This is a genomic window from Cytophagales bacterium (assembly GCA_033344775.1).
Lineage (GTDB): Bacteria > Bacteroidota > Bacteroidia > Cytophagales > Cyclobacteriaceae > JAWPMT01.
The window spans coordinates 2,534,242-2,554,861 of the sequence record JAWPMT010000005.1 but is presented as its reverse complement, the minus strand read 5'-3'; the positions used below and the strand labels follow the sequence as shown (position 1 = coordinate 2,554,861).

Annotated in this window: 20 protein-coding genes; 14 read left to right on the top strand and 6 right to left on the bottom strand. The window is 43.0% G+C overall.

The features are described 5' to 3' along the window. Nucleotides 1–20: 20 nt before the first annotated feature. Entirely contained in the window at nucleotides 21–1,208 is a 1,188-nt protein-coding gene (locus tag R8G66_28430; protein ID MDW3196334.1) for a pyridoxal phosphate-dependent aminotransferase, read from the bottom strand. 268 nt (nucleotides 1,209–1,476) lie between these two features. Between R8G66_28430 and R8G66_28425 the strand changes: the two genes are divergently transcribed. Further along, nucleotides 1,477–2,748 (top strand): ATP-binding protein, encoded by a 1,272-nt coding sequence (locus tag R8G66_28425; GenBank protein ID MDW3196333.1) that lies wholly within the window; start codon nucleotides 1,477–1,479, stop codon nucleotides 2,746–2,748. A gap of 62 nt (nucleotides 2,749–2,810) precedes the next feature. Further along, complete coding sequence (locus R8G66_28420) at nucleotides 2,811–3,386, top strand: RloB family protein (protein MDW3196332.1); 576 nt, start codon at nucleotides 2,811–2,813, stop codon at nucleotides 3,384–3,386. Nucleotides 3,387–3,467: 81 nt separating this feature from the next. Here R8G66_28420 and R8G66_28415 read toward each other — a convergent pair whose 3' ends face one another. Continuing rightward, nucleotides 3,468–4,340, bottom strand: a complete 873-nt coding sequence (locus R8G66_28415; GenBank protein MDW3196331.1) for an RNA polymerase sigma factor RpoD/SigA — start codon at nucleotides 4,338–4,340, stop codon at nucleotides 3,468–3,470. A 384-nt stretch (nucleotides 4,341–4,724) separates the two neighbouring features. Between R8G66_28415 and R8G66_28410 the strand changes: the two genes are divergently transcribed. Both R8G66_28410 and R8G66_28405 read left to right on the top strand, forming a co-directional pair. Next, nucleotides 4,725–5,177, top strand: coding sequence for a CBS domain-containing protein (locus tag R8G66_28410; GenBank protein ID MDW3196330.1), 453 nt, complete (start codon nucleotides 4,725–4,727; stop codon nucleotides 5,175–5,177). Nucleotides 5,178–5,292: 115 nt separating this feature from the next. Then, nucleotides 5,293–6,123 carry a DUF4197 domain-containing protein gene (locus R8G66_28405; protein ID MDW3196329.1) on the top strand — a complete coding sequence of 277 codons (831 nt, stop codon included), beginning with the start codon at nucleotides 5,293–5,295 and terminating at the stop codon, nucleotides 6,121–6,123. Nucleotides 6,124–6,142: 19 nt separating this feature from the next. Here R8G66_28405 and R8G66_28400 read toward each other — a convergent pair whose 3' ends face one another. Next, nucleotides 6,143–6,865, bottom strand: a complete 723-nt coding sequence (locus R8G66_28400; GenBank protein ID MDW3196328.1) for a ZIP family metal transporter — start codon at nucleotides 6,863–6,865, stop codon at nucleotides 6,143–6,145. 27 nt (nucleotides 6,866–6,892) lie between these two features. Continuing rightward, entirely contained in the window at nucleotides 6,893–7,936 is a 1,044-nt protein-coding gene (locus R8G66_28395) for an FAD:protein FMN transferase (protein MDW3196327.1), read from the bottom strand. A 74-nt stretch (nucleotides 7,937–8,010) separates the two neighbouring features. Here R8G66_28395 and ruvB point away from each other — a divergent pair, with 74 nt between their 5' ends. Genes ruvB through purU form a run of 3 tightly spaced genes read left to right on the top strand, consistent with a single transcriptional unit; the run spans nucleotide 8,011 to nucleotide 10,875 of the window. Further along, entirely contained in the window at nucleotides 8,011–9,036 is a 1,026-nt protein-coding gene (ruvB, locus tag R8G66_28390) for a Holliday junction branch migration DNA helicase RuvB (GenBank protein ID MDW3196326.1), read from the top strand. Then, nucleotides 9,033–9,953, top strand: a complete 921-nt coding sequence (queG, locus tag R8G66_28385) for a tRNA epoxyqueuosine(34) reductase QueG (GenBank protein MDW3196325.1) — start codon at nucleotides 9,033–9,035, stop codon at nucleotides 9,951–9,953. The genes ruvB and queG overlap by 4 nt, the downstream gene beginning before the upstream one ends. A gap of 52 nt (nucleotides 9,954–10,005) precedes the next feature. Continuing rightward, on the top strand, nucleotides 10,006–10,875 hold the full coding sequence (gene purU, locus R8G66_28380) for a formyltetrahydrofolate deformylase (protein ID MDW3196324.1): 870 nt from the start codon (nucleotides 10,006–10,008) through the stop codon (nucleotides 10,873–10,875). 3 nt (nucleotides 10,876–10,878) lie between these two features. On the opposite strand, the gene R8G66_28375 is transcribed toward purU, so the two are convergent. Together R8G66_28375 and hemW are read right to left on the bottom strand one after the other, a co-directional pair. Further along, a complete protein-coding gene (locus R8G66_28375; GenBank protein ID MDW3196323.1) occupies nucleotides 10,879–11,244 on the bottom strand; it encodes a hypothetical protein in 366 nt (121 codons plus the stop codon). Nucleotides 11,245–11,278: 34 nt separating this feature from the next. Further along, the gene (hemW, locus tag R8G66_28370) at nucleotides 11,279–12,412 is read right to left on the bottom strand and encodes a radical SAM family heme chaperone HemW (protein ID MDW3196322.1); all 1,134 of its coding nucleotides are present in this window, start codon (nucleotides 12,410–12,412) and stop codon (nucleotides 11,279–11,281) included. Between hemW and R8G66_28365 the strand changes: the two genes are divergently transcribed. The 7 genes from R8G66_28365 to gldM all read left to right on the top strand — a co-directional run bounded on the left by R8G66_28365 (nucleotide 12,412) and on the right by gldM (nucleotide 20,617). Beyond that, nucleotides 12,412–14,043, top strand: coding sequence for a hypothetical protein (locus R8G66_28365; protein MDW3196321.1), 1,632 nt, complete (start codon nucleotides 12,412–12,414; stop codon nucleotides 14,041–14,043). The genes hemW and R8G66_28365 overlap by 1 nt on opposite strands. Then, the gene (locus tag R8G66_28360; GenBank protein MDW3196320.1) at nucleotides 14,043–15,089 is read left to right on the top strand and encodes a DUF4271 domain-containing protein; all 1,047 of its coding nucleotides are present in this window, start codon (nucleotides 14,043–14,045) and stop codon (nucleotides 15,087–15,089) included. Before R8G66_28365 ends, R8G66_28360 begins: the two co-directional genes overlap by 1 nt. 24 nt (nucleotides 15,090–15,113) lie before the next feature. Further along, a complete protein-coding gene (locus tag R8G66_28355) occupies nucleotides 15,114–15,902 on the top strand; it encodes a uroporphyrinogen-III synthase (GenBank protein MDW3196319.1) in 789 nt (262 codons plus the stop codon). Nucleotides 15,903–15,960: 58 nt separating this feature from the next. Continuing rightward, entirely contained in the window at nucleotides 15,961–16,914 is a 954-nt protein-coding gene (locus R8G66_28350) for a type IX secretion system membrane protein PorP/SprF (GenBank protein ID MDW3196318.1), read from the top strand. 145 nt (nucleotides 16,915–17,059) lie between these two features. After that, nucleotides 17,060–18,106 (top strand): SUMF1/EgtB/PvdO family nonheme iron enzyme, encoded by a 1,047-nt coding sequence (locus R8G66_28345; GenBank protein ID MDW3196317.1) that lies wholly within the window; start codon nucleotides 17,060–17,062, stop codon nucleotides 18,104–18,106. Nucleotides 18,107–18,146: 40 nt separating this feature from the next. Further along, the gene (gene gldL / locus R8G66_28340) at nucleotides 18,147–18,953 is read left to right on the top strand and encodes a gliding motility protein GldL (GenBank protein MDW3196316.1); all 807 of its coding nucleotides are present in this window, start codon (nucleotides 18,147–18,149) and stop codon (nucleotides 18,951–18,953) included. A gap of 32 nt (nucleotides 18,954–18,985) precedes the next feature. Then, nucleotides 18,986–20,617: a gliding motility protein GldM gene (gene gldM / locus R8G66_28335; GenBank protein MDW3196315.1), complete on the top strand. Its 1,632-nt coding sequence runs from the start codon at nucleotides 18,986–18,988 to the stop codon at nucleotides 20,615–20,617. The last annotated feature ends 3 nt before the right edge of the window (nucleotides 20,618–20,620 follow it).

Sequence of the window (20,620 nt, the reverse complement as noted above, 5' to 3'; positions counted from 1 at the left end):
GGTTCACCTCTCCAGTCCGCTCAAGGAAGCTTTGCCAGGGCGTCTTTGATCCTTGCGATGGCACTCTTCAGGTCTTCTACGGAAGCAGCATAAGACAGGCGTACACAATCCGGCGCTCCGAAAGCTTCTCCTGTTACCAAAGACACATGGGCCTCTTCTAGTAAGTACATGCAGAAGTCCGAAGCATTCTTGATGTTGCCTTTACCGAAATAGGCTTTCACGTCAGGGAAGAAGTAGAAGGCACCTTGTGGGTAATTCACTTCAATTCCCGGGATTTCTTTGAGCAGGTTATAAACCAGCTCTCTTCTTTCTTTGTAAGCTGCTGCCATTTCTTCAGAAGCCGTTTTAGGGGCATTGAGTCCTGCTAATGCGGCCCTCTGTGCAATGGAGCTGTTGCCGGAAGTGATCTGGCCCTGCATTTTATTGGCAGCCTTTGCAAGCCATTTTGGTGCGCCAATGTAGCCGACACGCCAGCCAGTCATGGCATAACCTTTCGAAAAGCCATTCACGGTTACGGTGCGTTCCTGCATACCAGGAAGGGCGCCAATGCTGGCATGTTTCCCAGTAAAGTTGATCATCTCGTAAATCTCGTCGGAGATCACTACGATGTTTGGGAATTCCTGAAGTACTTCTGCAATGGCGGTCAGCTCTTCTTTGGTAAATACTGATCCTGTAGGATTACAAGGAGAAGAGAAAATAACCGCTTTGGTTTTATCTGTAATAGCCACTTTTAATTGCTCGGCGGTGGCTTTGAAATCATTTTCAATACCACCATCTACGAATACAGACTTACCTTCGGCCAGTTGGATCAGGGCAGTATAGCTCACCCAGTAAGGAGCAAATACGATGACCTCATCTCCCGGATCGAGCAAGGCCATGAACACGTTGGCGATGGATTGCTTGGCGCCATTTGAAACCACAATTTGGTCAGGAGCATAATCAAGTCCATTATCCTCTTTGAATTTTTTGGAAATGGCTTGCCTCAGATCGAGGTAACCAGGTACCGGAGGGTACGCAAAGTACTTCTTATCATCAATCGCCTGTTTAGCGCCTTCCAAAATATGATCGGGTGTCTTAAAATCTGGTTCCCCCAGGCTCAAGCTGATCACATCAGTTCCCTTTTCCTTCATCTCGCGGGCTTTGGCAGCCATAGCGATGGTAGCAGATTCAGGGATGCTTTTGATTCGATTTGATGTTAATTCCTCCATTTTTCGTTTGATAAAAAATTCACGCAAAATTAGTGAAAAGACCAGCCTGCACAAGTGGGAATTGTTAGAAGGATTTCAAAAAAACACCTTCTTTTTTGCGAATAAAAAAACACTGCATCGAAGTTGAAGGGAAATCCTCCAAAATCGTCTCTTTAAGTACAAGCTGATAATGATGATTTAAGGGAATTATCCCTTTCTAACACCTGTCATTTCCTATATTCATGGACTTTTTGTAAATTATTTGCAATTTCCATCTTAAATCAGGAAAATGTTACTGGAATTCAAAGTAAAGAACTTCCGTTCAATTAAAGATTGGCAGAGCTTCTCGATGTTGGCTGAGAATAAAGTGAAGGAGCATGATGATGTTGTGACTGAAAAAACTGGTTTTAATTTCTTGGCGTCATCGATTGTGTATGGAAGGAATGCCTCGGGTAAAAGTAATTTATTGAAAGCCCTTAATGCTTTTGACCTTCTAGTAACTAATTCGGCTTCCTTCAAGGAAGGACAAGAGATCAAGTTTTACGATCCTTTCAAATTAAGTGCAAAGGCGAATGATGAACCTGTGGAGTTTTACATAGACTTTCTCGCTGAGAATGAGATTAGATATATTTATTCTGTAGGCTACGGTAAAAGTGCGATTGAATATGAAAAGCTTGTTTTTTATCCCAAATCAAAACCTGCAACACTATACAGTAGGATTAAAAATCAAAAAATCTCATATGGTGAATATCTAACAGGTCGCAAAAAGGAAATTGAAGATTTTTTATATCCTAATCAGCTATTTCTCTCTAAGGTTGGAACAGAAAAAAATGAACAACTAAAGATTCCACACAATTTTTTTGCAGAGAAGTTAGTAACTGTATCTGCACATGATACAGAATTAGACAAGAGAATTACTAGGATTATAATGAATGTGGACAATCCAGTGGCAAAAGTTAATATTAACAAATTGATGAAAGTCGCTGATACGGGAATAGAAAGAATATATGTTCGACAACAAGATTTTGATGATTCCTCGTTGCCTGATAACATGCCATTAGAGGAGAGGGAGTATTTAAGTGATAAGTACAAATACCAAATCAAAACAGTCAGGAATACATTTGATAATAATGAAGAATCTGGTGAAATCGAATTTTCTCTTGAAGATGAATCTACAGGAACCAAAAAGCTGCTAATTGTTGGGGGTATAGCAATGTTATCAATGATTGTTGGTGCTGTCCTAATTATCGATGAACTAGACAAAAGCCTTCACCCCAAACTAACAAGAGCTCTTATCAAACTCTTCCATAGCAAGAAAACCAATCCAAACAACGCACAATTAATTTTTGCAACTCACGATGTGTCTTTATTAGATCCGGATTTATTCCGGAGAGATCAGGTGTGGTTTGCGGAGAAAGAGCAAGAAGGGGATAGTCATTATTATGCTCTATCTGATATACCAGGAGTTCGTGCAAATACTCCATATGAAAAGTGGTACATGTCTGGCCGATTTGGCGCTACCCCATCCATCAATGAGTACGAGTTAGACTTTGAGTTTTAGTGGCCAGAGGTCGTGGCAAGCGTAAAATACGCATTCAGAGCTACAATAAGCGAGGCTTAATTTTGTGTGAAGGCCAAACGGAAGAAAAGTATTTCAAGGGGCTTGTCACGCAGAAAACACATCGCAGGAAGTTCGCTGCCATTGATGTTGCCATTTATAAACCTGAGAACAACTCTCCGGTTGGACTCATCAAAAAGGCTAAGGATTTGATGAAAGTTGCAAAGCGAGATTGCAACGACTATGATTTCGTTTGGGTAGTTTTTGACAAAGATCAGCATGCAAGTATTCCCGATGCTTTTGAGATGGCAAGAACGAATAAGCCTGAGATTAGGATAGCGTTCACGAGTCCTTGCTTTGAGTTCTTCATTTTGCTCCACTTTGAAAAAACAACACGCGAGTTTTCTTCCTGTGGCGAAATCATCTCTTACATCAAAAAGAAAGGTTACATACCTGATTATGAAAAAGCCTCTAATCTTTTCAAGGTGCTAGATCATGTAAAAGAGAAAGGGTTAGCACATTGCGATTGGCTGAAGGGGAGAAATCAAATGGAACTGGATGATGGAGCCAGACCTTACGAATTTTCTGCTTACAGTAATGTGGAGGTGCTGATTCGTTACTTGTATAATCTTGTTCAATAGAACACTCAGGTATTAACGAAAAAGCAATAAAAAAACCCCACATCACTGCGGGGTTCTATTATTTATTTCAAAGAGTTGAAATCAACTGGCGCAGAATTCTTTCAGTCTTCTGTTTTTGCCAGGCTCTCTTAACTTCTGAAGTGCTTTTTCTCTGATCTGACGAACTCTTTCACGCGTCAAGCCCATGGCATCACCGATCTCTTCCAGGGTGTATGGGTTGTCGTGTCCGATCCCGAAGCTCATCATGATCACTTCTCTTTCTCTTGCTGTAAGCGTAGAAAGCGCTCTCATGGTCTCAACTTTCAAAGAATCGTTGAATACAAGGCTCGCATCAGTAGGACCCGTGGTTTCGTTCTCCAATACGTCAAGCAATGAACCAGACTCATCCTCACCGAAAGGAGCGTCCATAGACATTTGCTTCACTTCCGCACCCAGAGTGTTTCTGACTTCATTAGGCTTCATGTCGAGGATTTCAGCCAATTCTTCTTCAGTAGGCTCACGCTCAAATTGTTGTTCCAATTCTGCATAAGCTCTTCTGATCTGGTTGATCGCACCAGACTTGTTCATTGGAAGCCTTACGATCCTTGACTGCTCAGCAAGCGCTTGCATGATCGATTGACGAATCCACCATACGGCATATGAGATGAATTTAAATCCTTTTGTCTCATCAAATTTCTTGGCCGCTTTGATCAATCCGAGGTTCCCTTCATTGATCAGGTCGTTCAGTGGAAGGCTTCTATTTTGATATTGCTTCGCTACAGAAACCACAAACCTCAAGTTTGCTTTTACCAACTTCTCTAAGGCGAGCTCGTCGCCCTCTCTAATTCTTTTCGCCAATTCCACTTCCTCGTCGGGCGTGATCATGGGAACGTTACTCACCTCGGTGAAATACTTCTCCAGGGTGTGGCTCTCTCGACGGTTGGTTATGGATTGGGTAATCTTAAGCTGTCGCATACGCTATATCACTGTTCCTTTATACAAGGTTTATATTACAAATTTCTTTTTACTATTCCTAACTTCTTCTAAACAAGTTCCTGAGCGGGAAAATTGCATTCATGGGCCGGAAATTTCCAGAAAACGCACCCTTTTTCTGGGAAAAGTGGGCAAAGATACTGGAACGCACTGATTTACACAAGGTTTCGTCTTCCCCGACCTCTTGTAAAAAAATGCATTGAATGCATTCTTACCTGGTTTTATAATCTATAACAAGAGCAGAAAGTTGCAAAAGCGCCGAAAAATAAATATATTGAAAGGCTTTCAAAGGCGAAAAAGATTTTGCTGATCGCTTGTTGGCCCCGCCTCCAATTTTTTTAAAAACCTATTTTAAAGAAGAAGTAAATGAATTTTAAAGGAAAAGCAGAAGATACTTCCGTTAAGGAACAAACCTACGATTCTATTGCCAAGTACATGGCAAAAAATGTGATTACCTTCGGTGCAGATCAACCTATTGTAGAAGCAATTGATGTGATGCTGGACAAAAGAATTTCCGGAGCACCGGTATTGAGTGAGAAAGGAGAACTCATTGGTATCCTTTCCGAAAAAGATTGCCTGAAGATCATTGTTGACCGGGCTTATCATAATCACCCCAACCAAAAAAGTACCGTAAAAGACTACATGTCCAGAGAAGTAGCTACCGTAGACATAGATAAAGATGTTGCCGAGGTGGCCAATATGTTCTTGTCTTCCAATTTCAGAAGATTTCCGGTGGTTGAAAATGGGAAGCTGAAAGGACAGGTCAGTCGACGGGATGTCATGAAAGCCACACGGGACCTTAAAGGAACCACCTGGTGAAAGCCAGTTGAACTGGTTAAAACGGATAATTAACGAAAACAACAGCCTTAAAAGCCTCAGGAATGCACGAGGCTTTCTTATTTTGCGTTGAATAACGGTGATGAATATTAAGGTTATGAGAAATTGGATTCTGCTTGCACTTATTTTTGTTTCATTCTCCTCATGTGAACTCCTGGAAGGAGACGGTGATTCCGGTCCTGATATTGTAGCCGGATTGAAGGAAGCATTAAATGTAGGGGCACGCTTTGCCTCGGATGAATTGAGTGCTACTGATGGTTATTTTGGAAACGCACTTTACAAGATCCTTTTGCCTGAAGAAGTTCAGACGAACATAGACGCCTTCAAAGCCCTGGAGATCAATGTGCTGGTTGGGACGATAACCGGTGAACAGCTTTATTCTTCCGGAAGTGAAGCACTTGGCATCAAGAGCTTGCAAAGCATTGAGGATGAATTGATCTTAGGGATTAATCGCGCTGCAGAGAGTGCAGCCACTGAAGCTTTTCCCATTTTCGCAGATGCGATAACCGGAATTACCTTCAGCGACGCGAACAACATTTTGTTTGGTGGTGTGGACAATGCGGCAACCACCTTCCTGAGAGACAATACCTTTCAGGCTTTGTTCAGCACCTACGAACCACAAATACAAAGTGCCATTGATGTAGTTCAGGTCAATGATGTTTCTGTAGATCAGCTGTACAATAATTTCATTACTGACTACAACGATATTCTTTCCACTAGTATTCCCACAGGTATATTGACATCATCCACGTTGGGAGAATTGGCCAATTTGCAAGTAATGGAGGTTACGGACCTTTCGGAGTTCGCTACACAAAGAGGCCTGGATGGCTTATTCCTGAGAGTGGAACAAGAGGAAGGAAACATCCGAAACAATGCTGGCGCTCGTATTTCTCAGATTCTGAGAGATGTTTTCGGGCAGTTGGATTGATCTTTTTGGACCGAGCAGACTAACTAAAAAATTCCACTAGAATCGCCATTGCGGCACCTAGTATGCTGACTATGGTTCTTTTCCAGCCCAGACTATGATTGGGGCTTGTTTCTACGAAAATAGTAGTAGAGATATGCAGGAAACTGCCACTTACCAGCGCAAACAAGACGATTAAATTGTCTTCGGAGATGGTTAAGATGTAATTGGAAAAGATGAGTCCGATCGGGCTGGCCAGACTGAACAGCAATAAGATCAGAATATCCTTTGTGGCCATTTTTCGAGAAGTTCGCATGACCGCCATTAGGGCAAATGCTGCTGGCATTTTGTGAAACACAATTCCCAGGATCAGGGAATAGGATTCATGCTGATCATGAAAAGGAGATTCATGAGTCAGTAAGGCACCTTCCAGCAATGAATGAATCACCAAAGCGATCATTAGACTGTATCTGGATCGAACCGTCGTGATCTGATCTTCATGAAAATGCCCATGCTCGACACCAGCTGTAAAGCTTTCTAGAAATTGCTGCAGAAAGAATCCGAGCAAAACGAAAATGCCGATCTGCATGGGAGCATCACTGGTAACGAAAACTTCAGGTAAAATGTGAATGATCGTAACCGCAAATAAGAAAGAGCCAGCAAAGACCAACGGAAGCTTCAGGTTGGAAGACTGAAACTTTACTACATATGCCAGCAGGCCTCCGATGAGGGTTGTTACTAATAATATGGTCGCGATTAAGATCAAAGCTTTTGAATAATCCTGAATTCCAAATTATTGTTCCCAATTACTCGAATTGAGGACTTTGATGGCGGGCTTTAACCCCGGGGAAACGTAACTTTTAATTTCGCCATTTTCCTGAAAAAGCAATAATGCCTCTAACCCAGGGTCCTGCTCTACCACTTTGATGGATGCTTTCAGTCCCATTACCATGAATCCGGTGGCGTAAGCATCTGCAGTCATACAGTCTGACGAAAATACCGACGCACTCAACAAATTATGTGTTCGATTGTAGCCAGTGCGGGGATCAATGATGTGAGCATATACTACTCCGTCTTTTTCGTAGTAATTCCGATAATTTCCTGACGTTGCAAGAGATAAATTATTCAATTCCAAAATGGAAAGGATTTTTCGCTCATTCTTGGCTACCAGGGGATCATCAATCCCGATCGACCAGCTTTCGTTTTTAAGGTTTTTGCCCCTGGCTCGTAATTCACCTCCAATTTCCACCAGGTAATTGGTGACTCCTTTTGCCTCTACAAACTCAGCAACCAGGTCAATGGCATAGCCTTTTGCAATGGCGCTAAAATCCAGGTACATGCCAGGTTGCTTGGCGACGAAAGAGGTGTTGAACAAAATTCGATCAAATCCTGTCAATCGCAGCAAAGAATCGATCTGCGTTGAATCCGGAACATCGATTGATTTATCAGGGCCAAATCCCCATATGTTGACCAAAGGCCCCACTGTTGGATCAAAAGCCCCTGCAGTAGCCTCATGAATTTCCCTGCTTTTTTCCAAAACGGGATAAAACATCTCGCTTTCATAAACCAACGAGTCCAGTCGGTTAAATGTGGAGATTTCCGAATCCGGGATATAGGTGGACAAAGATTGGTTAAATGCTTTCAGCACAGAATCAATGCCATAGCTGATAGGAAGGGACTCTTTGGAAATCACCTTTACCGTGTACGGAATGGTGCCCATGGTTTGGCCGGTAAATTCCTGTTGGGTTGGCTCGTCCGAATTCGACAGCCGTATGAAATAGACAAATGCAATGGCAAAAAGCAGAACTCCGATGACCCGGATGGCGCGTGAAGGCATGTCCCGAAAATTTACGCAATATTACGTCATCGACATATTCTAAAATCCAATCCCTCTATATTTGTTTTTCAGCAATGAGAGAAGATTATTTAACGGGTGAAGGTGACGACTTGTCATCATCGGAGAAAGAGTTTGAGAAAGCACTGCGGCCGCTTAGTTTCGAAGACTTTAGTGGGCAGCAAAAGGTGGTTGACAACCTCAAAATCTTTGTAGGGGCGGCAAAAATGCGTGGTGAACCCCTCGATCATGTACTATTGCACGGCCCTCCTGGCCTGGGAAAAACTACCCTCTCTCACATCATTGCCAATGAATTAGGCTCAAATATCAAGATCACCAGTGGGCCAGTGCTGGATAAACCTGGAGAATTAGCTGGCTTGCTTACCAATCTGGAAGATCACGATGTGCTGTTCATTGATGAGATCCACCGATTGAATCCCATCGTGGAAGAATACCTGTATTCAGCGATGGAAGATTACAAGATCGACATCATGCTTGATTCCGGTCCAAATGCCCGTACGGTGCAAATTGGATTGAATCCATTCACATTAATAGGAGCTACTACTCGCTCCGGATTATTAACTGCTCCTCTAAGAGCACGATTCGGGATCAACGCCCGGTTGGAATACTACGATGCGAAGCTCTTGACGCGTATAGTGGGCAGATCCGCAGATATTTTGGGGGCAGCCATCGATGAAGAAGCCGCATACGAAATAGCCAGACGAAGCCGAGGTACCCCAAGGATAGCAAACAACCTTCTTAGAAGAACCCGGGATTTTGCTCAGGTAAAAGGAGATGGGTCTATCACGCTCGACATTGCAAAAATGGCGTTGAATGCCCTGGATGTAGACGATCATGGCTTGGATGAAATGGATAATCGTATCCTTGCCACCATCATCACGAAATTCAAAGGGGGACCGGTAGGGCTTTCTACCATTGCTACCGCTTGTGGTGAAGAAGCGGAAACCATCGAGGAAGTTTATGAGCCGTTCTTGATCATGGAAGGCTTCATCAAGAGAACTGCTCGTGGACGTCAGGCGACCGAATTGGCCTATCAGCATTTGGGTGAGATTCCCCCGCAAAAAATGGGCACGTTGTTTTGAACATTGACAAGCACACCGCTTTAGTCAAATCCATTGCCAAAGACCTCCAATTTGATTTTTGTGGTATCTCAAAAGCGGCCTTTTTAGAAGAAGAGGCCTCAAAACTCGAAACCTGGCTCAAAAGAGGTTATCAAGGTCAGATGGGCTATCTGGAAAACCATTTCGAAAAGCGCCTTGATCCAACCAGGCTGGTACCCGGAGCTAAATCTGTGGTTTCATTGATCTATAATTATTATCCGGACAAGATACACGAGTCCAACGGGCCCAAGATTGCCAAGTACGCGTATGGCCAGGATTACCATCATGTAATCAAACAAAAGCTCCACGACTTTTTAGACAAGCTACAGGAGCAAATTGGAGCGATCTCCGGTCGGGCTTTTGTGGATTCGGCGCCAGTTCATGAGCGAGCCTGGGCAGCTAAAGCTGGCTTAGGTTGGGTGGGGAAAAACACCTTATTGCTCAATCGTGAGATGGGAAGTTTTTTCTTCTTAGCGGAACTAATTATTGATTTGGAACTAGTGCCTGATGGACCGATGAAAGACTATTGTGGTACTTGTTCCCGATGCATAGATGCCTGTCCCACTGATGCAATTCCCGAGCCATATGTGGTTGATGGAAGCAAGTGCATTTCCTATCTCACAATTGAATTAAAGGAATCTATTCCTGAAGCATTCAAGGGAAAAATGGAAGGATGGGCGTTTGGATGCGACATCTGTCAGGATGTTTGTCCCTGGAATCGCTTCTCAAAACCTAATGCCGAGCCAGCTTTTCAACCACAGGGGTGGGAAGGTTTTCAAGAGCAAGATTGGATGGAACTCACCGAAGAGACCTTTCGCAAGGTCTTTAAAAAATCAGCAGTGAAGCGAACAAAGTTTGCTGGGCTTCAAAGAAATCTTCAGTTTATAAGGTCGAAATAGACAGGTAGACTAATTTCGCTGCACCCAGAAATGAGTTGTAACGATCAAAAACATGTCTGCTAACAACTCTGATCAAGCTATTTTACTCATCCACTGTCCCGATAAGATCGGACTGATCACTGTCATTACGCAATTCATTGGGCAGAATGCTGGAAACATTGTGGATTTGGACGAACACGTCGATGCACATAATGAAATGTTTTTCTGTCGAATTTGTTGGGAACTTGAAGGGTTTTTGATCCCAAGGGAAGCCATCGGTCGAGCGTTCGAAGAATCCATTGGCTCGAAATACCAAATGACCTGGAAGTTGCATTTTTCTGATCAGGTACCGAAAATGGCTTTGATGGTTTCAAAAAGCACGCATTGTCTTTACGATATCTTGAGCCGACAAATATCCCCCGATTGGGAATTTGAGATTTCTTGTATCATCAGCAATCACCGGTCTTCCGAACATATTGCTCAACAATTTGGCATACCCTTTCATCATTTTGAGGTCAATCGATCGAATAAGGAAGAAGTGGAGGAACAGCAAAAAACGCTGTTTGATCAATATGAGGTAGACTTTGTCGTATTGGCCAGGTACATGCAGATTTTATCTGCTGATTTTATTAAGAAATATCCTAATCAAATCATTAACATCCACCATTCATTCCTGCCTGCTTTTCCCGGTGCCAAGCCTTATCATCAGGCATTTGAAAGAGGGGTGAAGATCATTGGAGCGACCAGTCATTATGTGACGGAAGATCTGGATGCGGGACCAATTATTGAACAAGATGTTGTCAAGATCTCGCATAAGGATTCAGTCGCGGATTTAATTCGCAAAGGGCAAGACCTTGAAAAAATTGTGCTTTCTCGGGCCATTTGGGCCCATATCAACAGGAAGGTATTGTGTCTCGATAACAAGACGGTGGTTTTTGACTAAGCATCAATGATTCACTTCTCCTAAAAATGCCTTGTCAATGGACCAGTCTTTGGCCAGGTTGATCATGGCTGTGGTTTCCATTTCGGTCACATAGCCTTTCTTATGGTTATCTTCCCAAACATCGAGCAGGTGCTCCAGACGCTCGGACTCCTCCATTTTGATGAACGCCTTATGCAGAAATTCCCGTGCCCGATCAAAAGCAGACAGATAGTCCCGGGCAATGAAGTCCAGGGCCCAGTCCAACTCGTCTTCGGCATCTAATTTTCTCACACTTTCATCGAGCAATTCCTTTTCGTCATGGTCAAGGCCATGGTAATGGAAGATGAGTGATTTGAGTAAGATGAGCGCTTTCTTCTTTTCTGTTTCCATCTACATCTGGTGCTGATCTTTAAAATTATGCGTTTCAGGGTTCATCAAGAAACAATTTTAAGGTGATTTCATCGGCATTCATCATACCAAGGGAAGTCAAGCGAAAAATATCCCCCTGTGCTTCCATCAATCCTGTATTGATCCAGGATTTTAATTGAGATCCGAATTTCTCTAAAAAATCTACGCCGGCAAGTGTTGAAATTTCTTTTGGATTGATTCCGAAGCCAGTTCTGATCCGAGTAAGCATGTACTCATTGGCTTGTTGTGTGGGACTAAGGTCCTCGGCTTCCAACGGTAATTCCTTTTTTTCTAAGGAGCGTATATATGAAGTGTTGTTTCTGATGGCAAATGACCGGGTGTGGCCATCGTATGAATGCGCACCGGGACCTATACCCAGATAGGGTTTTTGCAACCAATAAGCACTGTTGTGTCTGGAATATCTACCTGGAAGGCAAAAATTGGACACTTCATAATGCTCGTAACCGGCTTGTGACAAAGTATTGATGGCATGAGCGTATTGGTCGGCGTTGGCCGATTCGGTAACTTCCTTGAGTTTCCCAGCAGATTTCCATTTCCCAAATACCGTTTCTGATTCCACGGTGAGCCCATATAAAGAAAGGTGTGGGATGTCCAACTCCAGCATGATGTCCAGGTCTCTTTCCCATTTTTCCATGCTATTTGGGGGAATGGCATAGATCAAGTCGCAAGTCAGGTTGCCAAATCCATGTTGCTTGGCCAGTTCTACAGATCGAATGGCTTCCCGACTATCATGTGCACGGTTCAAAAACTTCAACCGATCGTCATCAAAAGTTTGTATCCCAATGCTCAACCGATTGACTCCTGAAGTGCGCCATGCGGCTAAGATCTCCTTATTGATGTCATCAGGATTGGCTTCAAGGGTGATTTCAACATCAGCAGACACTTCAAACAATTCGTGAACCCGATCCAAAAGCTGTTGAAGCAAAGTAGCAGGGATCATGGAAGGGGTACCCCCTCCAAAGTAGATTGTCTCAATCTGTTTTGTGCCCAAAAAGTCTTTCCGCAAACGCAATTCGTGATCCATGGCCCATACCATGGCTTCCATAGGCTTTAAGTTTGTACTAAAATGGAAATCACAATAGTGACAAGCCTGTTTACAGAAAGGGACGTGAAAATAAATGCCTGCCAATGAGGTTTTTTTGCAAACATACGGCTGTTTGCTTTCTGCTTTGGCTGATGGCGTCTTTCATTGTGTTGATTCCCTCACAGGCACAACAAGTAATTGAAGTGGCCACCGGTTCAGGTGATCCCGGGTACTTTCCGAATAACAGGAATTCTGAACATGTCATCCGGGAGATACTATTACAATACATCAAGGATGGCTATCCCTTTGCGACATTTGACACAACCCGTACGATTCAGGACACACTCTCACTGACGCTATATAAAGGCAGTGCCTACCAGTGGCAGTTTCCAGAACCATGGACGACTCAATCATTTGAACCCTATTTGGCCAAATTAGGAAATGAAGGCTATCCCTTTGCGACAGTTGCTTTTGACTCCTTAGCTATAGACGGAGCAGAAGTAGTGGCCATTCCACGTCTGCTTACCGGCCCAAAGATTGTTTTTGACACCTTGTCACTTTCGGGAACTGACAAGGTCAGTGTTCGCTATGTGCATGCCTTGCTGGGCTTTAAACCAGGCGACCTCTATCAGGAAAGGAAGTATGAATCCATCACCCAGCGATTGAACGTCCAGTCATTGGTGAAACTTTCCGAGCCTCCGGATGTGGGATTCTCTAATGGTAAGGCCATTGTTTACCTCAAAACCAAATCCATAAAAAGTGATCAGGTAGAAGGAATTTTCGGATTCCTTCCAAAAGCAGAAGGAGGTTCTACAGTAACGGGCTATCTGAAATTAGACCTCAACAATTTGTTTCAATCAGGAAAGTCCTTGTTTCTGGACTGGAACCGATTCTCTCCGGAATCACAAAGCCTCGATCTGAGATATGGGCATCCTTTTTTGTTAGGCTCCCGTGTTTCTGTGGCTTTCAACCTGTCCATACTTCGACAAGACAGCCTCTTTATCAAGCGCAGGTTCGGGCTCGATTTGCAGGTTCCCATTGCTTCTTCCTTACAGGTTGGTTTGCGTCTACAAACTTCCGCAAGTGATATACAGGCAAGTGAACCTGATATTTCTAATGGCCTGGATTACCGATTGACCGAATACCGACCTTTTCTTCGATGGGGTAATATCCGAGAAGTAGCTGCCTATGGACGTACTTTTGGGCTCGATTTTTCCGTAGGGGTAGCGGATAAAAAATTCAGGAGAAACACGCTGTTCCCTGAAGCCATTTACGATACCCTTCAATTTCGAACCACTAATGTACAAGTGGATTTCATGTCGCAGTTTCAGCTACCAGTCTTTAAACAAGGAGCGGTGTATTCAAAATTTGAGATCGTCCTGCTACAAGGAAATCAATTGGTTAGAAATGAATTTTATCGGGTTGGTGGATTGAGGAGCCTTCGTGGCTTCAATGAGAATGATTTTTTTGTTTCAGGCCTGTTCAAGTGGCAATTCGAATATCGACAATACGTCGCGCAACAATCTTATTTACTGGCATTTTATGATGTGGCTGCTATTGATCAATTTGATTCCAGTTTTAAGGAAGCCATTTTCTTAAATGCTTTCGGCGGTGGAATAGCTTTGGATACTAACAATGGTAACTTTCGTCTTATTTTTGCACTCGGAAGTAGCAAAGCATCACCTATAGATTTTAGAAACACCAAGATCCATTTTGGCTACTCCATCAGATTCTAATGATCAGAACACTCATCTGCACGTTCATCTGTCTATTGTCATGGGTCGTCTGGGCACAGCAGGATACCTTATTGGTGCAGGACTTATCCAGTGCCTGGCTCCGTTATGAAGACAGTAATTTGGTGCAGGCCTTTAGTAATGATGACATCACAGTCGGGGGCTTTTTTCTGCTTTCTGAAAGCGTAGATGAACAATTGTTGTCAGTATGTGGTGATGAGGTGGATATTTGGGTCAATAGCCGATTGTATCAAAGCAGAATAGACAGTTGTCACGTTTATAACCTGCAGGATCTGAAGTCATTTTTCCGAAGTGACACGTTGTACTTCACCCTGTCCTCTCCAAATTTTCAAAGTATCCAGGCTACATTATTGCAAGTGGAAGAGTCCGTGGAGGCACGATATCAGTTGCCCGTAAAACGAGAAGGCCGATTACAAGACGGTATCTGGTTATCATTCTTTGTTTTATTGCTGTTTTTTGGGGCTGTCCTAAAATCCCTGCATGAACCAACTTTTCGACAATTAGTCACGGCCAGGTTTTGGAGTAACAAACTTGAGGCGGACGCCACAGCGACCTTAACACTTCCGCATATTTTATTGATTGTACTTGCGGCATTGCTCATTAGTTTTCAACAGGTCTCCAGTTTTTATCGCGAAGATTTTAATCAGGCCTCTATGCTCTTTTTGAAGCATTCCAGCTTTCTCCTTTTGTTCATGGGCTTAAAAATATTGGTGATCCGGACCATCGCCCGACTTTTCAGGTTTTATCGCTTTGACGGGGCACAGTTACGCGAGTATCTGTTTTTTCTCAATTCCCTGCTTTTGTTGATGTTGCTGGTAGAGTGGTGCGCTTTTTGGTTTTTCGATTACCATTTCCAAAGTCCATTATTTGGCTCAGTATTTTGCATCATTATCAGCCTTTTATTTTTGATTTGGTTATTTATTAGATTTCCTAGGTCACTCTCAAATCGAAATCTTCATATTATTTCCTACCTTTGCGCTACCGAAATACTCCCGACTTTCGTTCTGGCCAGTTGGCTGTTGAATTGAGGAAAAAGAAAACAAGGAATAGGCATGAGTGAAGACGTTCTTTTTGCGAATAAAGAAAGATTAAAGACCGTACAGAGCATATTAGTATCACAACCTGAACCTTCCAGTGAAAAATCACCATATTTCCCACTGGCAGAGAAATATAATATAAAAATTGATTTTCGCCCGTTCATTCAAATCGATCCGGTGGAGATCAGGGAATTCCGTAAGCAGAAGATCAATATTCTTGATCACTCGGCTGTGATATTAACGAGTAGAAACGCGGTAGACCATTTTTTCCGCCTGGCTACTGAAAGCAAGGTAGAGATACCAACAGACATGAAATATTTCTGTATTTCAGAGCAAACCGCTAACTACCTGCAGAAATATATTGTTATCCGGAAGAGAAAGATTTTCACAGGCGTCAGAACGGCTGCTGATCTGATCGAAGTGTTGAAGAAGCATAAGAATGAGAAGTACTTGTTCCCTTGTTCAAACATTCGTAAGGATGATATCCCGAACTTTCTGAAGTCCAGTGGTTATAATTATAATGAGGCGATCATTTACAAGACAGTAGCAAGTGACCTTTCTGATCTTGCGGATGTTAATTATGATATCATCGCCTTTTTTAGCCCTTCAGGGATCAGTTCATTGTTTGATAATTTCCCTGATTTTAAGCAGAATAATACCCGAATCGCTGCATTTGGACCAACTACGGCCCGGGCAGTAAGAGACGCTGGCTTGATTCTTGATATAGAGGCTCCATTGCCTAACGCGCCTTCCATGACCGGAGCACTGGAGGTCTACATCAAGAAAGCAAATGGCTTGAGCTGAAACTTTTAGTGTCGTTTTCGGGTAATGGTTATAGCCTTCTAAAATGTAATAGGAGAAGATGAGATACTTGTTCCTTTTAGGTTTCCTAACCCTGTCCCTGATCGTAAGAGCTCAGAACGATCCCTTTTTCAGTCATTATATGTTCAATCGGTCGTATTACAATCCGGCCGCATTAGGTGTAGAACCTGTCGCGAGCGTGACTTTTCAAATGAGGTCGCAATGGGTAGGCTATACGTCTTCATTTGATGGGTCTGGTGGAGCGCCCAACACACAACTCCTGTCCTTGGTGGCTCCGGTAAAATCCAACTACCTGTCTGGAGTAGGCCTGCATGTTTTGAATGATAACCTTGGACCAGTCAATAATTTACAGATCCAAATTCCATTGTCATATCAGCTCAATCTGAAAAGAGGTACACTGGATATTGGTATCATGCCTGGTTTTTTCTCCCAGACACAAAATTTTGATGAGTTACGATTTGTGGATCCTACAGATGTACTCAATGTAGGAAGTAAGGAAACGCAGCTCAATCCCAATCTGGCCGCCGGGATTTTTTACAACTCCTATAAAAAATTCTTTGTTGGCGTTTCTGCAACCAATCTTTTAGAGCCTAGTTTCGATTTTGGATTGGATAGTTTAGAGAATGAGTTGGCACGTACGGTCAACGCCATGGCTGGATTCGATTTCCAAATCAATTCAGATCTGGTCGTTCGTCCATCTACTCTGGTGAGATACGACCTCAATACGTTTACATTCGACCTCAGTGTTTTAGCGGAATACAAGAACCTGGCCTGGGGAGGTCTCTCGTATAGAAGAGACGAGTCTGTTATTTTTATGGTGGGTTACAGCTTTCTTTCGAACAACGAATTGAAGGTTGGATATGCCTTGGATTATGTGCTGGATGAACAGGAGGCAAAGCAGCCTACATCCCATGAATTTATGATAAAGTACAATTTACCGAATTTTATCTTTGGTGGACGGAAGGCAATCAAAACGCCTAGATTCTCCCATTGACGTTTTTCAAATACCGATCCAGCCGATTAATTATCAGTTAAATTTGCGCCCATAGAGATTAAGATTATATATTTAAGCTCTTTAAGGCACAATAATTTTTGTTAAAGTTTGTTTATTTTACATACTTGCGAGTCAATAAGGTGTTATGAGTATTATGCGTGTTTATAAGTTATCTACTTTAAGCATTGTCTGTGCGTCTATTTTTCTCCAAAGCTGTGGCCTCTTCGGCATCGGCGGCGGCGGCGGTAGATCAGACAATGGAGAATTGCTAGGTGCCGCTGATCGACAGGGTTGGGAGATGACCCGTCCATTCGGTATGGTATCCGTACCCTCAGGAACTTTCCATATGGGACAAGCTGATGAGGACGTAGCTGCGACCCAAATCAATTTCAACAAACAAGTCACTATTTCCGCATTCTTCATGGATGCGACGGAAATAACCAATAATGAGTATCGGCAATTCACTGAAGACCTTTCCGAAGGGTCGGAAGTGGATCTTCCTGCTGGTTTTTCTATTGCTGACTTGATGCCTGATACTACGGTTTGGAGAAGAGATTTTACCCATCACATGGGAGATCCTTTAGTATCTTATTACTGGTCTCATCCAGCATTTGATGATTATCCGGTAGTAGGTGTAGACTGGAATGCTGCAAAGTATTTCTGTACCTGGAGAACTAAATATCTGAATAACTGGAGACAAGAAGTCGGACTTCCTGTTATGCCTAATTTCAGATTGCCTTCAGAAGCAGAATGGGAATATGCATCAAGAGGTGGTCGGGATATGGCCAAATATCCCTGGGGTAACCCCTACGTGAGAAACGCACGAGGTTGTTTGCTAGCAAACTTCAAGCCTGGTCGTGGAAACTACTTCGATGATGGTTTTGCTTACACTTCTCCTGTAGGAACATTTTTTGCAAATGACTATGGTCTGTACGACATGTCCGGAAACGTAGCTGAGTGGTGTGAGGATGCTTACAACCCGGCTTCAGTTCCTTTGGTATGGGATATGAACCCTACTTACAATGACGAGACTGTGGACAATAAGGTAGTTCGAGGCGGTTCATGGAAGGACATTGCTTACTTCCTTGAGACAGGTACCAGGACTTTCGAACATAAGGATACTACGAGAGCTTCTCTCGGTTTCCGATGTGCGATGACTTACCTTGGTCGATCTGCTGGAACTGAATTTTAATTTTTACTTGGAATAATTTACTAACCTAAATACGATAATAATGAGTGGTAGAAAAGGCGGATTTACAGAGCTTCTGTTTTCCACAATTATGCCTAAGGTTTATGGCATCGGTGCCGCAATTGTAATTGTTGGAGCGATGTTCAAAATCCTTCACTTGCCTGGTGCTGGTGAAATGCTTGGAATAGGATTGACGACAGAGGCGGTTATTTTCCTTCTTAGTGCATTTGAGCCTAAGCATAAGGAGCCAGATTGGGCGAAGGTTTATCCTGAGCTTGCTGATGATTATGATGGCCCGTCTAAAAGAAAAGCAGTAGCTGCTCCAGTAAATACCGGTGCTTCAGCTCAAATGGATAAAATGCTTGCAGACGCAAAAGTTGGTCCTGATTTGATCAAGAGTCTGGGTGACGGAATGAAGAATCTGGCAGATTCGGCAAAGAAAATGTCGAATTTGAGTGACGCGGCTGTAGCAACCAACGAATACGCTGGTAATGTGAAGTCTGCTTCCAAATCACTTTCGGAAATGAATAAATCTTACGCATCTACAATGACTGCTATGACTGCTATGGCAGACGCGACTAAAGATGCTAAAGAATATCATGGTCAAGTTCAGAATGTAACTAAGAGCCTTGGCGCTTTGAATGCCCTGTATGAAATGGAATTGAAAGATTCACAGAATCATACCAAAGCACTAAGCAAGTTCTATTCTAACCTGACAACTGCATTGGAGGGAATGGCAGAGACTGGGAAAGAAACTGCGGAATTCCAAAAAGAATTGAACAAGTTGACTACCAACGTCGCATCACTCAACAAAGTGTACGGTAACATGCTTACCGCGATGAAAGGTTAAGACTTTATAAAAATCTAACTTCCAAATAAGTTATGGCAGGAGGAAAGGAAACCCCACGTCAGAAAATGATTGGTATGATGTACCTGGTGCTAACAGCTCTGTTGGCCCTGAACGTCAGTACCACAGTAATTGAAAAGTTTATTTTCATCAATGAGTCTCTTGAAAGAGCCAATGGTGAAACAAAGGAGCGTATCGAGACGACCATCAAACAAATGACCGCCAATGTTACCGACAAAGGCAACCGTGAGAAAGATGTTGTTGTTCTTGAAGCAGCTCATGAACTGCGCAAGCAATCTCAGGTGCTATTTGATTCCATGGAGGCATACAAGGAAGCTTTCATTGAGATCACTGGTGGATATCTGGAAGGCCACGATGGTGACCGAATCCATTTGGCAGGTAAAACTGACTATGATAAGGTTGGTAACTACATGATGCCAATCGAAGAAAATGGAAAAGGCCATGGTGAGCGTTTCGAGAAGTTACTAGATGATCAGGTTGACTACATCAAGGACTTGTTGAAGAAAAACGGAGCTACGCCTGAGCAGCTTGCCAGATATAACTACATCACGCTTGATGCAAGCGAAGATGAAGTTTACAAAAATGATCCGAATCAGGAAGGAAAAGGGTTCTCGCAATTGGCGTTCGAATCTTCACCTACTCCTGCAGGTCTTGCAACTGTGAGTGAGTTCCAGGCGCAAATGCTCAACATGGAAACCGCGGCGCTTGATTTCCTGGTTAGCCGTGTAGGTTTAGGAGATTTGAGTTTCGATAATATCGTTCCAATGGTAAATCCTGAATCCAAGTATGTTGCGGCAGGTACTAAATATGAGGCAAAAATGTTTGTAGCGGCTTCTGCATCTGGTGCTAAGCCTGAAATGAAATACAATGGAACAGCCATCCAGGTAAGTGATGATGGTCAGGGACAAGTATCATTCACAGCAACTCCTGGACAGTATAACAGTGAAGGAATTGCCAGAAAGACGTTTAAGGCAGAGATCATCTACGGTGAAGATCAAAAATTCGAAACTGATATCGAGTACTTCGTGATCAAGCCAGTAATTGATATTCAGTCTCAGTCTGTGAATGCGCTTTACCTGAATTGTGGAAATAAGTTGAATGTAAAAGTTCAGGCCCTGGGTAATGCTTACAATCCAAAATTTAGCGTGACTGGGGGAGATCATATTGCTGGTGCGGAGAAAGGGCAAGTCACAGTTATTCCTAAAAGATTAGGAAAAGTTACTTTAAGTGTTGCAAGTGGCGGGAACCCTATCGGTAGCAGAGAGTTTGGTGTACGTGGAATACCTGCACCGAATTTAGTTTCTGGAACGGATAGAGGAGAAGTAGATCTGAAACAAGGAATTAGTGCAAAAACGCAAAGACTGTTTTTAAGAGCAGTGGCTGATAAAAGTTTTGCAGAATTTTTGCCAGATGACGCGCAGTTTCAGGTTGCTCAAGCCGAAGTTACTTTGGTGAGTGGCGGTATTGGAAGAAAAGTCGTCAGAGGTGGCGGTAGAATTGATTTGAGACAAATTGCCGCGCAAGCTCGAAAAGGTGATCAATTGGTCATCGAAATCAAAAAAGTACAAAGAAAGAATTTCAGAGGAGAAGTAGAGGATTTTCCGATTAGCAAATCTGCATCCTTTATCAGTATTCCTTTGAAGTGATCT

Bases quoted from the DNA above. Each gene is read 5' to 3' on its own strand.
- R8G66_28430 (MDW3196334.1), bottom strand. From the start codon at position 1,208: ATGGAGGAATTAACATCAAATCGAATCAAAAGCATCCCTGAATCTGCT.
- R8G66_28425 (MDW3196333.1), top strand. From the start codon at position 1,477: ATGTTACTGGAATTCAAAGTAAAGAACTTCCGTTCAATTAAAGATTGG.
- R8G66_28415 (MDW3196331.1), bottom strand. From the start codon at position 4,340: ATGCGACAGCTTAAGATTACCCAATCCATAACCAACCGTCGAGAGAGC.
- R8G66_28410 (MDW3196330.1), top strand. From the start codon at position 4,725: ATGAATTTTAAAGGAAAAGCAGAAGATACTTCCGTTAAGGAACAAACC.
- R8G66_28405 (MDW3196329.1), top strand. From the start codon at position 5,293: ATGAGAAATTGGATTCTGCTTGCACTTATTTTTGTTTCATTCTCCTCA.
- R8G66_28395 (MDW3196327.1), bottom strand. From the start codon at position 7,936: ATGCCTTCACGCGCCATCCGGGTCATCGGAGTTCTGCTTTTTGCCATT.
- ruvB (MDW3196326.1), top strand. From the start codon at position 8,011: ATGAGAGAAGATTATTTAACGGGTGAAGGTGACGACTTGTCATCATCG.
- purU (MDW3196324.1), top strand. From the start codon at position 10,006: ATGTCTGCTAACAACTCTGATCAAGCTATTTTACTCATCCACTGTCCC.
- R8G66_28375 (MDW3196323.1), bottom strand. From the start codon at position 11,244: ATGGAAACAGAAAAGAAGAAAGCGCTCATCTTACTCAAATCACTCATC.
- R8G66_28365 (MDW3196321.1), top strand. From the start codon at position 12,412: ATGAGGTTTTTTTGCAAACATACGGCTGTTTGCTTTCTGCTTTGGCTG.
- R8G66_28360 (MDW3196320.1), top strand. From the start codon at position 14,043: ATGATCAGAACACTCATCTGCACGTTCATCTGTCTATTGTCATGGGTC.
- R8G66_28355 (MDW3196319.1), top strand. From the start codon at position 15,114: ATGAGTGAAGACGTTCTTTTTGCGAATAAAGAAAGATTAAAGACCGTA.
- R8G66_28350 (MDW3196318.1), top strand. From the start codon at position 15,961: ATGAGATACTTGTTCCTTTTAGGTTTCCTAACCCTGTCCCTGATCGTA.
- R8G66_28345 (MDW3196317.1), top strand. From the start codon at position 17,060: ATGAGTATTATGCGTGTTTATAAGTTATCTACTTTAAGCATTGTCTGT.
- gldL (MDW3196316.1), top strand. From the start codon at position 18,147: ATGAGTGGTAGAAAAGGCGGATTTACAGAGCTTCTGTTTTCCACAATT.
- gldM (MDW3196315.1), top strand. From the start codon at position 18,986: ATGGCAGGAGGAAAGGAAACCCCACGTCAGAAAATGATTGGTATGATG.